This is a genomic window from candidate division WOR-3 bacterium (assembly GCA_039803545.1).
GTDB lineage: Bacteria > Hydrothermota > Hydrothermia > UBA1063 > UBA1063 > UBA1063.
In genome coordinates this window covers 32,929-47,130 of record JBDRYS010000004.1, presented here as the reverse complement: position 1 = coordinate 47,130, position 14,202 = coordinate 32,929, and the positions used below count along the sequence as shown (strand labels likewise).

The following is a 14,202-nucleotide window of genomic DNA, read 5'->3' as shown; positions in this document are numbered from 1 at the left end:
TCCTTAACTATTTTTTCCAAGCTTTTCTTCAAGCTCTTTTTTCACCCTAACCAGTACCTGCCTTTTCCTGATGATTTCCTTAACGATATTTTTATCAGGAAAAGAAATTGCACCGTAAATACACCATACTTCACAAGAAGTACAACCCACCATGCAATTTAATGGTCTTGCAACAATAGCCTTTCTTCTTACGGGATCGTAATCAAAAACATTTCTTCCACAAGACACAACGCACATTCCACATCCAACACATTTCTCATGGTCAATCGTTGGAAACCATTCAATTTCCTCCCTTGGAACGCCTTTCCAGGTAGCAAATTTAGGATCCAGCTTACTTCCTTGGCTCATAATTTCTCCTCCTTATCCTCTAAATTTTTTGACTTCCAATCATGATCAATTTTAAAAACACACGTTTGATTTTCTCCGCGGAAGGATACTCTCTTTTTCAAAAGCTCTACTTCCCGAGAAATAAGTTCATCCGGAATGCCTTTAACTAAATCAATTAGAGCCTTTATAAACGGGTCCGTTAATTCTGGAATGAAGTACATTACACCTCGCCCAACCTTTTGCTCTTCCACAAGTCCAACTTTCCGAAGCTCGTTTAGGTTTCTTGAAGTATTGTAATGGGTATCTTCGATAGCATCAGCAAGTTCACAAACATAAAACCTCTCGCCACTTTTGACGAGAATGGTGAACAGCTTAAGCCTCTTTGGATCACCGAGTATTTTTAATATGTCTGCATATTTGCGCATATGTAAATATTAACATATAACAAATGAATAGTCAACAATTTACTTATCTCGCGCACTTAGGCCAGGAAACAGACTTGTAGTGGGTGGCGATCACGAGAGGATGAAACTATTATAAATTCGAACTATTAGAGATCATCTTAAAGTTTTAGCTATTTAGGGGGCAATAAAATGATTTCATCCGACAAAAAATTTACTGGGGCGCGTGGATTCGAACCACGATTGCAGGATCCAAAATCCTGTGTCCTGCCAGTTGGACGACGCCCCAGTAGTGTAATAATTTTAAAGGGAAAAAGACGTAAAAGCCACAATTTGGTTTCATATCTACTACTCATTAACACAATAAACTGTCTCCTAAAAAATTGCAAAAGTTGAAAATCCAAAGTGGGTGTATTATAATTATATTACTTAAACACGGGGCCGTAGTTCAGCCTGGTTTAGAACGCCGGCCTGTCACGCCGGAGGTCGCGAGTTCAAATCTCGTCGGCCCCGTGTTTCTTTTTTTATGCCGTTCTTCGTCTACCTCATCCAAAGCCTATCCACAGGTAAATTCTACATAGGTCATACTAATAACCTTGAAGACCGCCTTAGACGCCATAACGAAGGTAGATCAAAGTACACCAAAAACAAAGGCCCCTGGAAGCTTATAGGCTTCAAAACATTCCAAACCCGTGTAGAAGCTATGGGCTTCGAGCGTAAGCTTAAACGCTTAAAGCGAGAAGAAGTGCTCAAAGAAATCTTGACATAGTTCAGCCTGGTTTAGAACGTCCCCCGTCACGGGGGAAGGTCGCGAGTTCAAATCTCGTCGGCCCCGTGTTTCTTTTTTTATGCCGTTCTTCGTCTACCTCATCCAAAGCCTATCCACAGGTAAATTCTACATAGGTCACACTAATAACCTTTAGGAACGTTTGAAACGTCATATTAGTGGCATATCGAGCTCATCTTTTAAAAAGTAAATCCAAATTCTTTGGGTCTATAACCAACCGTTATTGTTAAATGCCCGCAAAAGTGATCTATCATCATACTAAATTCGTACTCATGAACCCTTTACAATTCATACCAATTTACTATAATTTCAAAAAACACTCGTAGGAGGTTGAAATGGAAAACAAAAGGGTAAAAGAAATTTTAAATTTTGCAAAAGCGTTAGCGGAGGAACGGAAAGACTTCGTAGTCGACACGGATCACCTTCTGCTCGCGCTGTTTAAAGTTAAAGAAGACAATCCCTTTAGAAAATGGCTCTTAGAACATGAGGTAAATCCTGATGCTGCCGAAAGGGAGATCGAAAAGATTATCTCCAATCTACAGAATCAGATCTCAAAAATTACCGACTCCTTCAAAGAGGCGCTTATTACGAAAAAAGAAGAATTAACAGAAAGACATGGAGCAACATTTAGCAAATCAATAGTCGAAGCCTTCCTCGATCACCTCACCACCCAACTGGAAAAAGAGGCCAAAGGCGAAAGGGAAAGGGATTTTGCTACAGTAAGGGTAAGAAGATGGGTACCTACAAGATCAAGAACATTCTCACTCTTTGAAGATCTATTCTCAGACATATTTGAAGAATTCTTCCCTTCAGAATCCACAGGAAATTGGGTAATGCGCGAAGAGACGATCCGGGTACCAAGGTCTTTTGTCAATAAAGTACGCGAAGTCTGCAGACAACATTCCTTAGATGAAGATTCCACAAATAAAGTCATATACGACCTTGCAGATATGGAAGATAGAATGCTCTCCACCCTTATAGACCTCTACCACAATGGAATCGACTCCCGCAGAATCATTTACAGGGTTAAATACGATATCACTGGAAAAGCTGAAGAAGTCAAAAATTCCCTTTATCTCGAAAAGATTCTCAAAGATGCGGAAAGAGAAGGCGAAATCACCGTTTCCGGCATCATCGATGCTCTTAAAAACAACACTTCCAGTGTGGGAGGATTTTATCTCTCACAACTGCTACAATCACTACAAAATATTAGGAGGGAAAATATGAAGGATGTTAAAAGTGAATTGAGTGAAATTGAAAAACCAGACCTTGAAAAATACACGGTCGATTTGACCAAACTTGCGAAGGAAGGAAAACTCGATCCTGTTATTGGAAGGGAGCAGGAAATCGAGCAAATGATAGAAGTCCTTTCCAGAAGGCAGAAAAACAACCCTGTCTTAGTAGGTAAAGCAGGAGTTGGAAAAACTGCCATTGTTGAGGGGCTTGCTCAAAAAATCGTAAAGGGTGAGGTCCCGGAACAGCTCAAAAACAAGAGAATTTTACAACTTGATATGGCTGGGCTTCTTGCAGGAACAAGGTACAGAGGCGACTTCGAAGAAAGGCTTAAGAATGTAATAAACGGTGTAAAAGAGGTGGGGAACGTAATATTGTTCATTGACGAAATCCACAATATCGTTGGTGCAGGAAGAGCAGAAGGAGCAATGGACGCAGGAAATATTCTAAAGCCTGCTCTCGCCCGTGGAGAGTTCCAGGTTATTGGTGCGACAACTCCTGAAGAGTATAGAAAATACATTGAAAAAGACCCAGCCCTTGAAAGACGATTCCAGCCCATCTGGGTTGAAGAACCCGATATTGAGAGTACTATCCAAATTCTGAAAGGTCTAAAACCGAAATATGAAGAGCACCATCGGGTCCAAATTTCCGACGAAGCCATAGAGGCTGCTGTAAAACTTTCTCACAGATACGTGCAGGATAGACATCTTCCTGACAAAGCCATAGATGCCCTCGACCAAGCCTGTGCCAGAAAGTCAATTAAATCTAAGGCTGAAACTGCTGATAAAAGCAAGATTGACTCTCTGGAGGCCAAAATAAAAGAACTTGAAGAGAAGGCCGAAAAACTAGATAAAGAAGGGAAAATAGAAGAATGGGAAAAGGTTATAGACGAATTGAAGAAACTGAAAAAGGAACTCCAGAAGGCTAAGTCTCAACAAAAGGAAACAGAAAAACCCGTCGTTACTCAGGAAGATGTGGCAGAAGTAATTTCTCGTTGGACAGGCATACCTGTATCCAAGATGATGGAAGAAGAAAAAGACAAACTGTTAAACATGGAAAGCTATCTCCACAGAAGAGTAGTAGCACAGGATGAAGCTATAGCAGCAGTATCAGAGTCCATAAGGAGAGCAAGAGCTGGAATATCCGATCCAAGAAGACCTCTTGGAACCTTCCTCTTCCTCGGACCCACTGGCGTTGGAAAGACAGAACTTGCTAAAACCCTCGCGGAATTTCTCTTTGGAAACGAGGATGCACTGATAAGACTTGATATGTCAGAATTCAAAGAAGAACACTCCATTGCGAAACTCATAGGTGCTCCTCCGGGCTATGTAGGATATGAAGAGGGTGGCAAACTCACTGAAGCAGTTAGAAGAAAACCCTATTCTGTGATTCTCCTTGACGAAATCGAAAAGGCTCATCCAAGGGTATTTGACCTCTTCTTGCAGGTATTTGATGACGGTCGCCTTACAGACTCTCAGGGTAGAACCGTATCCTTCAGAAATACTGTAATAATAATGACTTCCAACATTGGAAGCGAATACCTTAGGGAAGTTTCCTCTAAGTTCAACTCAAGATATGAAAAAATCCTCTCTGAAATGCAGGCCCTCGAAGAAAAGAAGAAGGAAAACCTCATAGATGAAGAGTATTACAAAAAGGAATTAGAAAGGCTCAAAAAAGAAAGAGAACAACTGGAGAAGGAGTTTGAAGAAGACTTTAATAAAGCTAAGGAACTGGTGCTTGAAAGCGTACACAGATACTTTAGACCAGAATTTCTCAACAGAATTGACGAAATCGTGGTCTTCCATCCATTAAAATGGGATCAGATACTTTCAATCGTGGATATTCTCATCGACAACCTTAGAAAGAGACTGGCAGAAAGGAATATTAAATTAAGACTCAGTGACGCTGCCAGAGCTCTCATTGCAAGGAAGGGATTCGATGCCACCATGGGTGCAAGGCCTTTAAAGAGACTTATACAGAAAGAAATTGAAAACAGGCTCTCCAGTATGCTTTTGAAAAACGAATTTAAGGAGGGCGACACCATACTAATTGACGCCGCTGGAAACGAATTCGAAATCAAGAAAGCGGACAAAGAAGACTAAGAACGAAAAGGGGCGGGTAGCTCCCGCCCCTTCTTTTTTACCGATAAATCAAATAAACAAACCCACTACTAACAGCTAAGGTAACAAGGGTAAAGGGCAGGCCTATTTTAGCAAAGGTCCAGAAGCTATGGTCAAAATTATTTCTCTTCAGTACCCCAAGTACAGTAACGTTAGAAAGGGAACCGATAGGCGTTATATTACCGCCTATGGTAGTGCCAAGTAGCATTCCAAAAATAAATAGATACATGTTTACTCCCAAAGAGTCCGCCATTAATTTTGCAACGGGAAGCATAGCCATCGTATAAGGTATATTATCTACAAAGGCAGAAACAACCATTGAAACTGCAACAATCAAAATATATCCAACAAGTACCGGATTTGAACCTAAGCGCTTTGAAATTGCGATGAACCAATTAGCAAGGCTGTTTATAAACCCACTGTAACTCAAAGAACCAACAAGAATAAAGATTGCAATCAGGAAAAAGAAGGTCTGGAAATCAATATGTTTTAAGAGGTCTATCTCCTCTTCTACCCTTCTGTTGAAAAACGCAAGAGTCCACACCACAGACACTACAATGAAGAATCCGCATATATAAACAATATAATTGGCGGGCTTATTTTCAATGAAAGAGCTAAAAACCAAAGTTAAGACGTATCCTGCAAAGATAAAGATTGGTGTTCGTGACCTTAGACGTTTTTCCCTAACTACCTCCCTGACTTCACTGTGTTTAACTCCTTTAAGGTTACCCTTAAAAATAAGGTATAAGACAAAAAGTCCAAAGGCAAATCCCAATTGGACTGCAAAAAATAGTGAAGGTCTATACTTCATTGCCTTTAAAAAGAAAAAGTCAAAGAAGTCCATATTAGCAAAGAGCGCAGTGAGGATGGAAGGGGAATCCCCTATTAGCGTTGCAGACCCCTCAAGGTTCGTAGCTACTGACATGCCAATCAGAAGATAAGAGGGATTAACCTTGAGTTTCCTGCTAACTTCAAGACCGACAGGATAAAGAAGCATAATCGTTGCAACATTTTCCATAAAGCTTGAAATGATGCCAGCAACGGCAACAAGGGCAAGCATTACAAAGAGCCTGAGCTTAAGAGGGTCTTTCGTCTTTCTCGCAATTAAATTAATGGTATGGGTGGCTACATAGTCTATAAACCCAACTTCATAAAGCAACGCAGTAATGAGGCTTGTAGCGATAAAAATCGCCAGGACATTTGGATTTATTGAAGATAGTGCGTATTTAAGTGGAACCAGTCTTAAAAGTAGAAGCGTCAAAACCCCTGTCCACACTACCAATAGCTGGTACCTTCTGAAAACCAGGATAAGAAGGTACGTAACAAAAAAGATAAAAGCTGTAAGATTCATTTTAAAATTTTAAAGACAAAAACGCGTATCTAAAAACTAAAGCAGGGGGTTTTGACCAATATGCCCGTTGTCCTCATGGTTGCAAACCCTCGAATACTTCGCAACACAGAAAAAATTCACATCACATTTAAAAAATATGCAAGCAACATCCAAAAAAGCCCTACATTTTTACAATTTAGCTTCAACTCTATTGGCCACCTTAAACTTTTTCATGTACCTGAGCTAAAATTTTGACACAAATACGGGGTTGACATTACGTAAACTCTGTAGTAATATTTCAGCCATCGAGGTTGTGTCATGAGACTAAAAGCTTAAAAAACTCTGCCTTCCGTTCTCCATAATGCTTCCAAGGAGGTATCGATGCAAGGAATACAAGTTTACAATTTAAAGAAAAGTTTCAAAATTGAACAGGTTCAAGCCGGCCTCTGGGGTTCGATTAAATCTCTTTTAAGTAGAAAATACGAAAAAGTAATAGCCCTTGATGGGATCAACCTTTCAATATCTAAGGGCGAAATGGTTGGTTTAATTGGACCCAATGGGGCCGGAAAAACGACCTTTGTAAAAATCCTTTCTGGCGTGCTCTATCCTGACTCAGGCTCTGTAACGATCGATGGGTTCATCCCATACAGAAGAGATAAAAAGTTGCTCGAAAAGATAGCCCTTTTCACAGGGCAAAGAGGATTTCTATCTACCATAATCTGGGATATTGAACCCCGGGAGGGATACGAACTGATAAGGGAAATCTACGGAATTGATAGAAATACTTTCAAAAAGAGAATAAAAAAATTAACCGAACTTCTGGAAGCGGAAGAAATCATAAACAAGCCTCTCAGAAAATTATCCCTCGGCGAAAGAACAAAGGTGGAACTCATCGGAGCTATCCTTCACTATCCAGAATATATTTTTCTTGATGAACCCACCATTGGACTTGACCTGTTATCCCAGAAAAATCTATGGGATTTTATAAAGGCCTACAATAGAGAAACAGGTGCCACGGTTCTTATAACAAGCCACTACATAAGGGATTTAGAAGAGCTTGGAAAGAGGGTTGTCATTATAAATAAGGGAAGAATAATTTACGACGGAGACAAAGGAAAAATTAAGGAATCCATGGGGGACACAAAACAGATAAGAGTAAGGATTAGCAATCCCTATCAAAAAATCCAATTGTCTGGATTCGAGTATGAAGATGAATGCTTAGTAGCAGAAGTGCCTCGAAGCAAGATACCAGAAATTATTCAAACCCTTAACAATCTGGAGGGAGTAGAAGATGTCCAAATCGAAGACCCACCCTTGGAGTCGCTTATAAGAAAAATATACACAGAGGGTAGTTTATGAAAAAATACCTTTCCTTTGCTGTTGTGAGCATAAAAGAACTATTTAGATGGAGGGCAAACGTAATACTCCAGACTACGATGTTTTTCTTGCCCCTCCTTGGGTATTTCTTTTTCTTCAAACTGCTTTATACAGGAAACTTTCAACTCGGTAACTACAATTTTAAGCAGCTCTTTACATACTACTTCTGGGTTCTTTTAACCTATTCAACAATGCCTTCGACCGGTTCCTACGAATTAGTTGAGCAAATCAAATCTGGTGTTATTATTCATTTCCTCTCAAAACCCGTAAATTTTTTGAAATCCTGGATAGCACTTACAACAGGAGGAACAATCACATGGGCTACCTTTTTCATCATCTCAGCGGTTCCAGTAATCCTCTTTCTCAAAAATTACTTTATAGTTCCCACTCCTGAAAACATTCTTTTAGGCTTTCTCTTTTTGTCCCTCGGTTACATCCTCAGTCTTCTTCTTGGGTTATCTCTATCCCTTACCGCTTTCTTTGTGGGTGATCCTTTCGGGGTCTACGAGATTTACGGGATGACCCTCGGACTCTTAGGCGGTGCAATTATCCCCGTGGACTTGCTTCCAAAATTGCTTCAATATTTGCCTTTTAAATATATCTACTTCACCCCTGCAAAAGCTTTCATAGGGGCACTAAACAACGTTGCGCAGGAACTAATTATTTGCATTTCTTACATCCTATTCTTTGGACTTCTCGTTCAAATACTCTGGACTAAGGGATTAAAACGATATGAAGCCTTTGGAGGATAACTTATGAAGGAGCTTAAGTTCATTCTTACTCAACTTAAGATAAGGTTCAGAAACCTCACAATTTTTAGAACTTCTTTCTTCCTCGAATTTCTTGGCAAAGTATCCTGGGTTATTGTTTACATAATTTTCTACAAAATTGTCTTTACCTTCGCAAATAGCATAGGGGGATGGAACGGCCCATCTCTACAAATGCTCGTTGGAACAGCAGGAATCATATTTGGACTCTTCAGCACCTTCTGTGGTTATGGTTCAGGATCTATCTCACATCTTGTAAGAAGAGGAAGTCTCGATTTTTACCTGACAAAACCCCTTTCCACTCCAATTATAATACTTTTCCGATTTGCAGATATCCCCTCTTTGTTTAGTGTAATCCCATCAATATTTATCTTCTGCCTCGGCCTTAATGCTTACGGATTCCCTGGTATATTAAGCCTTCTCCTCTGGCTTGTATCAGTGATTCTATCCTTTTTAATATACTCATTCCTCCACTTTTTATTAGGTCTCCTCTCTTTCAAATACGTTAACCTCCCTGCTCTTACATGGATCATCTACGACATAGCGGACTACGGAAAGTACCCGTACAAAATATTTCCTTTAATCATTCAAAAGTTGCTTCTATACGTAATACCGATTTTACTTGTGACAAACTTTCCAGTGCTCATATTAAGAGGGGAATACAACTTAATAATACTTCAAATTGCTCTGCTCTCAGTTCAGCTTTTTCTAATACGCCTCCTTTTCCCTCTCGCTTTCAAAGCCTACCAGGGAGCAGGTACATATGAAATTTGAAAGATAACTATGGCCAGTAACAACTTTAATTTCCTAAAAGTGCCCTCAGCCTTATCTAAATTCCGTAATATTTCTTTTGCGATATGGTTCTTTTCGCTCTTTTTCCTACTTTACAATTTCCCATATCTACATTAAAATTTTCCTAAGGAGGCAATATGACAAAAATTGGAGACATAGTACCAGACTTTACCCTTAAAGATCAGCATGGGGAAACCTTTAATTTAGGTTCCCAAAAAGGGAAAAAGGTCCTCTTATCCTTCCATCCCTTGGCCTTTACTAAGATTTGTAGTGAACAGATGAAAGCCCTCGAGCAGAAATACGATGAGTTTGTAAAATTAAATGTAATCCCCGTCGGAATAAGTGTTGACCCTGTGCCATCCAAACATGCCTGGGCAAGGGAGCTCGGTCTTAAAAAACTGAGAATCCTATCAGACTTGTGGCCACATGGTGGCGTAGCAAAGTTACTCGGAATATTCCGAGAAAATGAAGGGTTTTCTGAAAGGGCAAACATTATTGTAGATGAAGAAGGAAAGGCCATTTTCGTAAAGGTTTATGAAATAAAAGAATTGCCAGACCTTGAGGAGATATTTAAGTTTATAAAAGGAACATGATGGAACTTAAGCCGGTCTGGCTTATGCAACCAATCCCCTACATGGGCGAGACCCTTGAGGGGGATTGGATCGTGGAACCCAAGGTCGATGGGTGGCGACTCCAGATCTTAAAAGCCAACGGAAAAATTCAATTCTGGGGAAGAAGACTGGAAAAGAGTCCTAATTGGACCGATAAACTCAATTATCTTTCCGATTTTTTAAGGCACATTCCCGATAATACTATCCTCGATGCGGAGCTATATTCAGAAAAGGGCAGGAGATTTATCCCCTCTCTTTTCAAGAAAAACCCAGATGTAAGACCCGTAATAATGGTTTTTGACGTCCTTTATCTTAATGGTGAAAAGGTTTTTATGCTGCCCTTAAAAGATAGGAAACTATTCCTTGAGAACCTCAATCTTAAAGAACCTTTCTACTTAATGCCATATAAAAAGCTCGTTAGCGACGTTAAGACTCACCTTCTCGAAGAAAAGAAAAAGGGTTATGAGGGAATAGTACTTAAGATGCTCTATTCCCCATATGAAATTGGAAAAGATGGACCCATTGCGACAATTTTCTGGAGGAAGGTAAAATGAAAGTGGGAAGATTTCAAGTAATGGCAACGTTGCAGGCTGCAAGGGCTTATGTCCTTGGCCTGCCTCTCGATTCAGCCAAGTCTTTTGGCCTTAATAGGGCCATTTTCTATGCTGCAGCTAAAAGAGGTTTTAAAACGGTAAAGGGAGAAGAATTTCCCCTAAAACCAACCTTTGAACAGATAAAGGGCATCCCCAAGGAGAAGATTAAAGAATTGCAGGAAAAGTTCAAAATCTTCTCCCTCGGTGACGAACAGGCCTACTCTGTTGAGATAGAGGGTAGGCCCTTCTTTATAATTGGAAACGAAATACAAACACCTGAGGCCTTCAAAAGGCAAATTGAAAGCAGGTTTGGTGGAAAGTTTGATAAGGCCTTCCAAGAAGCCCTTGAAATTGTTAAAAGCTACGATAAAGGTGTACTACTCTCCCAGAGATATTTTTACGAAACAGTCTACAAGCCAAGACGCGACCTTTTAGCCCAAAAGTGGAGTGAGATGGTCTCTACTGAGGATTAGAAAATTTCTTCACCAATCTTTCGGCTAAGCTTACAGCCTTTTCTGCATCTTCCTTGGTAGGTAATCCCTCCCATTTTTCTGCAAGGAAAGGGGTTATAATATCCTCATAAAGGATAAACCTGGAAAGGAAAAACACAGCCTCTTCAATTTCCTCATCCTTACCATTGTGTAGTTTGTAAATTTCATAAAGTGTTACAATTTCGTCCCTGTATTTAATATCATCCACGCCTATAAGGGCCGAGTAGATTGCCTTAGTCGCCGATATCCTTGAATTGATGCAGGCATTTTTGTAATCACCAATGTAAAGCATCTTCTTTGCCTTATTTAAACTTTCCATGGCGCTTTCAAGCCAGATCTCCTTCATTTCTGTTCCTCCTCCAACTCACCAAGAAAAACAGACCTGCCAAGAGGCTTTGAAAATTCGCTCCACCTTGTATTACTTTCACTCCTCAGATCAGAAGCCTTCTTAAACATCTCTGCCTTTGCGTCGAGGTCATCCAGAAAATGTAGTATCTGTGCCTCAAGAAACAGTGGTCTTACCGGTGAACCAAACTGAAGCTCACCGTGGTGGGAAAGGATCATATGTAAAATTTTCATCCGAAGATCTGCGGGAAACCTATTTACAACTTCGATTTCGTGTATCTTCTTGCTTACGATTTCATAACCGATAATGAGGTGGCCGAAAAGTCTTCCCTCGTCGGTGTAGTCGATATCTGGCGTATATTCCATTTCATAAACCTTACCGATATCGTGAAGGAGAGCACCTGCAATCAAAAGGTCTTTATCGACTACGTCATATAATACAGAAATGGCCTCGGCAACCCTTGCAATTTGAAGGGTATGTTCGGCAAGTCCTCCAATGAAGTTGTGATGATAATATCTGGCTGCCGGTGCCAGTAAAAATTTCTTCCTAAACTCCTCATCATCCACAAATATTCTCTTGAGGAGGGTTTTTAATTGAGGATTGTTAATTTTCCTGATAAAACTCTTCAAATCCTCTTCCAGTTTCGCTGGATCTACGCTGCTGGAAGGTACGAAATGCCTTATGTCGTAGTCCTCAACCCGTTCAACATCCAGTACCTTGATACCCAACTGATTTGAAAACTGATAAACCTGCATCCTGAGCCTGTGAACCCTGCCACGCTCTATCTTTCCCCTTAAAACCTCTACATCGTCAAAGATCCTCGCTGTAAGTGTACCAGAGACATCAGCGATAGTAAGTTCGAGGAAGGCCTGCCCTTCCTTGCCACTTTTGTCCTGCAAATCTTTAATCTGAAAAAGGTCATCCACCTCGTTCCCTATTAAATTGGGCAAATCTTTAACAAAAATGGTTTTAACCATTCTCTTTCCCCCTCACTCTACTTATCCATGAAAGGGCAATGGCGACACTGGAAGCCACATTTAAAGAATTTATTTTTCCAAACATTGGAATAGATACAACGACATCGCTAATACTTAGTATGCTTTTCCCTACACCTTTATCCTCACCCCCCGCTATGAGGATCATGGGAAAATTGTAAGTCGCGTCATAGAGGCTAATACCACCTACCTCCAAGGAGTATATCCATACCCCCATTTCCTTAGCCTTCAAAAGAAAGTTCCTTAGGTTTGTGACGGTACCGATTTTTAAATGAAAAACTGCACCAGCAGAGGCTTTTACTGCGCTTTCGGTAAATCCAGAAGATCTCAAAGCAGGAACCACCATGCCGACTGCCCCAAGGGCTTCGGCACTCCTCAAAATATTCCCCAGATTTTGTGGATCCTGAACTTCATCAAGGGTTACCAAAACTCCGCGCCTTTCAATTAACTCATTCAAAAGATCCACAGGATTGGTAAATTCCACCTCTCTCACCACCGCAATAATTCCCTGGTGGTTTTTATTTCCCGCCATCCTATCAAGTTTCTCCTTCTCAACGTGAACTACAGGAAAGGCAGCATTTCCTAAAAGGTCCAGTAGAGGTTCTGGAATGTGAGCTCTTTTGGCAATGAAAACCTTTTCCACCTTCTGGGGATCGGATTTAAGCAGTTCCAAAACTGGATTTTTCCCAATGATATACATTGAAAAAGTATAGTGTTAAGGGCGTGAACAATTCAATGACGGAACAATCAACATTTTTGGATAAGTTAAAAATAAAAGGTGCGCAAAATTTACTGAACTTTCAAATAACTAATTCTGGCTAAATTTATTCAAAAGACCCAGTAGTTAGTTCGATAGAGCCTTTATCCTGTGCTTCAATCCTTAAAACGCTTGTAAAGATAGTAGGTCAGAGCCAGATCTACAATAGGATAAAGCCGAGGGAGTTGCTTATTTAGGGTCTCATTGTTTATCAGAAGGGCAATTCCTCCAACAACGGTGGAGGCAAGAGCAGGAGAGAATAAAATCACCAGAGACTCACCAAATCCAAGGTCAAACATCTTAGAAAGCTTCCTCGAATAAAGGTACATAGGAACGTATCCTGCCAGAGATGCAAAGGCTTTAAGCCTTCCCAGATCTTGGTCATAAAGAATCAGAGGTAAAAATTCTGCACCTAAAAGTTGTAATTTCCCCTCAAAAATAACATCACCTTCGGTAGCTCTATAATCATTCCTATCCAAATACATCATCCCGTAACCCTTTATCACAGAGTAAAGGGTAGCTACTCTCCACTCCTTATCCTGCAATCCTCTATCACGGATTATGTTACTGAGCATGTTGGCTTCATAAAAGGCGTTACCACTGTTCAATGCCTTTCTCATAACGACTCCATTACTCACTTTCATGCCCTTAGCAAGGTACTGATCCAGTAGATTTTCCGTAAGGCTCACGGGGAAAATTCCCTTTGTGTCGCTTAACAGCAGATAACCATGGACAGCTCCCATTCCTCCACCAAGGAATCCAGCTACCGCTTCTGGCAATGATTTAGATTTTGCAGTGAGCATCCCATAAGTAAAGAACCCAAAGGGAGTTAAGAGGCCAACGACTCCCGCAGTTCTTCCTGTCAGGTTAAAGGTCATCGGCAAAGACCAGGAGTAGACTCCAAAACCGAGGATAGTTTGACCAAGAATATGGTAGGTAGAGCCCGATTTTTTCTCTCTTATGGCCACCCTTTCGAAAAATAGAGGATAGATGGTACCATCCTCTGCAACGCCAACGACTACATTTCCGGGCTTGGGTACTGAAAATTGGAAGACCCTCTTCACAGGCTTGTCGACCTTTTGAAAGTATTGCTTCAGCGTGGTATCTTGAGGCTCTGACACACTAAGGGCTTCCTGGGCATTAAGGAGGGATGCAATAACTAAGAAACAAAGGACTAAACGATTCATAATATCACCACCGTCCTAATTATCATGCGGTAATCTCGTTATGGCAAGGTTAAATAATATGACCTGTCTTAAAACTATTGGTGCACGA

Annotated in this window: 15 protein-coding genes and 2 tRNA genes; 9 read left to right on the top strand and 8 right to left on the bottom strand. The window is 40.5% G+C overall.

What is annotated here, in order from left to right; genetic code table 11:
- Positions 1–3 precede the first annotated feature (3 nt).
- The 3 genes from ABIM45_07795 to ABIM45_07785 all read right to left on the bottom strand — a co-directional run bounded on the left by ABIM45_07795 (position 4) and on the right by ABIM45_07785 (position 1,017).
- A complete protein-coding gene (locus ABIM45_07795) occupies positions 4–348 on the bottom strand; it encodes a 4Fe-4S dicluster domain-containing protein (GenBank protein ID MEO0239798.1) in 345 nt (114 codons plus the stop codon).
- Positions 345–752 (bottom strand): metalloregulator ArsR/SmtB family transcription factor, encoded by a 408-nt coding sequence (locus ABIM45_07790; protein MEO0239797.1) that lies wholly within the window; start codon positions 750–752, stop codon positions 345–347. Before ABIM45_07790 ends, ABIM45_07795 begins: the two co-directional genes overlap by 4 nt.
- Before the next feature lie 193 nt (positions 753–945).
- Positions 946–1,017, bottom strand: a tRNA-Gln gene (locus ABIM45_07785).
- Positions 1,018–1,165: 148 nt separating this feature from the next.
- On the opposite strand from ABIM45_07785, the gene ABIM45_07780 reads away from it, so the two are divergent.
- From ABIM45_07780 to ABIM45_07770, 3 genes are all read left to right on the top strand, one after another.
- Positions 1,166–1,241, top strand: a tRNA-Asp gene (locus ABIM45_07780).
- A 13-nt stretch (positions 1,242–1,254) separates the two neighbouring features.
- On the top strand, positions 1,255–1,497 hold the full coding sequence (locus tag ABIM45_07775; protein ID MEO0239796.1) for a GIY-YIG nuclease family protein: 243 nt from the start codon (positions 1,255–1,257) through the stop codon (positions 1,495–1,497).
- 353 nt (positions 1,498–1,850) lie between these two features.
- Complete coding sequence (locus ABIM45_07770; protein MEO0239795.1) at positions 1,851–4,850, top strand: AAA family ATPase; 3,000 nt, start codon at positions 1,851–1,853, stop codon at positions 4,848–4,850.
- A gap of 37 nt (positions 4,851–4,887) precedes the next feature.
- Here ABIM45_07770 and ABIM45_07765 read toward each other — a convergent pair whose 3' ends face one another.
- Entirely contained in the window at positions 4,888–6,219 is a 1,332-nt protein-coding gene (locus ABIM45_07765) for an SLC13 family permease (GenBank protein MEO0239794.1), read from the bottom strand.
- Positions 6,220–6,579: 360 nt separating this feature from the next.
- Here ABIM45_07765 and ABIM45_07760 point away from each other — a divergent pair, with 360 nt between their 5' ends.
- The 6 genes from ABIM45_07760 to ABIM45_07735 all read left to right on the top strand — a co-directional run bounded on the left by ABIM45_07760 (position 6,580) and on the right by ABIM45_07735 (position 10,811).
- Positions 6,580–7,557, top strand: a complete 978-nt coding sequence (locus ABIM45_07760; GenBank protein MEO0239793.1) for an ATP-binding cassette domain-containing protein — start codon at positions 6,580–6,582, stop codon at positions 7,555–7,557.
- The gene (locus ABIM45_07755) at positions 7,554–8,327 is read left to right on the top strand and encodes an ABC-2 family transporter protein (protein MEO0239792.1); all 774 of its coding nucleotides are present in this window, start codon (positions 7,554–7,556) and stop codon (positions 8,325–8,327) included. Before ABIM45_07760 ends, ABIM45_07755 begins: the two co-directional genes overlap by 4 nt.
- Before the next feature lie 3 nt (positions 8,328–8,330).
- Positions 8,331–9,116 carry an ABC-2 family transporter protein gene (locus ABIM45_07750; GenBank protein MEO0239791.1) on the top strand — a complete coding sequence of 262 codons (786 nt, stop codon included), beginning with the start codon at positions 8,331–8,333 and terminating at the stop codon, positions 9,114–9,116.
- 155 nt (positions 9,117–9,271) lie between these two features.
- On the top strand, positions 9,272–9,727 hold the full coding sequence (locus ABIM45_07745; GenBank protein ID MEO0239790.1) for a peroxiredoxin: 456 nt from the start codon (positions 9,272–9,274) through the stop codon (positions 9,725–9,727).
- Positions 9,724–10,299: an RNA ligase family protein gene (locus ABIM45_07740; GenBank protein MEO0239789.1), complete on the top strand. Its 576-nt coding sequence runs from the start codon at positions 9,724–9,726 to the stop codon at positions 10,297–10,299. The genes ABIM45_07745 and ABIM45_07740 overlap by 4 nt, the downstream gene beginning before the upstream one ends.
- Positions 10,296–10,811 carry a hypothetical protein gene (locus tag ABIM45_07735; GenBank protein ID MEO0239788.1) on the top strand — a complete coding sequence of 172 codons (516 nt, stop codon included), beginning with the start codon at positions 10,296–10,298 and terminating at the stop codon, positions 10,809–10,811. The genes ABIM45_07740 and ABIM45_07735 overlap by 4 nt, the downstream gene beginning before the upstream one ends.
- Here the strand turns inward: ABIM45_07735 and ABIM45_07730 are convergent.
- From ABIM45_07730 to ABIM45_07715, 4 genes are all read right to left on the bottom strand, one after another.
- The gene (locus ABIM45_07730) at positions 10,798–11,175 is read right to left on the bottom strand and encodes a HEPN domain-containing protein (GenBank protein ID MEO0239787.1); all 378 of its coding nucleotides are present in this window, start codon (positions 11,173–11,175) and stop codon (positions 10,798–10,800) included. The two genes, ABIM45_07735 and ABIM45_07730, sit on opposite strands and share 14 nt — an antisense overlap.
- Positions 11,172–12,152 carry an HD domain-containing protein gene (locus tag ABIM45_07725; GenBank protein ID MEO0239786.1) on the bottom strand — a complete coding sequence of 327 codons (981 nt, stop codon included), beginning with the start codon at positions 12,150–12,152 and terminating at the stop codon, positions 11,172–11,174. The genes ABIM45_07730 and ABIM45_07725 overlap by 4 nt, the downstream gene beginning before the upstream one ends.
- Positions 12,145–12,870: a 23S rRNA (guanosine(2251)-2'-O)-methyltransferase RlmB gene (gene rlmB, locus ABIM45_07720; GenBank protein ID MEO0239785.1), complete on the bottom strand. Its 726-nt coding sequence runs from the start codon at positions 12,868–12,870 to the stop codon at positions 12,145–12,147. The genes ABIM45_07725 and rlmB overlap by 8 nt, the downstream gene beginning before the upstream one ends.
- Positions 12,871–13,043: 173 nt before the next feature.
- Positions 13,044–14,114, bottom strand: coding sequence for a hypothetical protein (locus ABIM45_07715; GenBank protein ID MEO0239784.1), 1,071 nt, complete (start codon positions 14,112–14,114; stop codon positions 13,044–13,046).
- Positions 14,115–14,202: the final 88 nt, after the last annotated feature.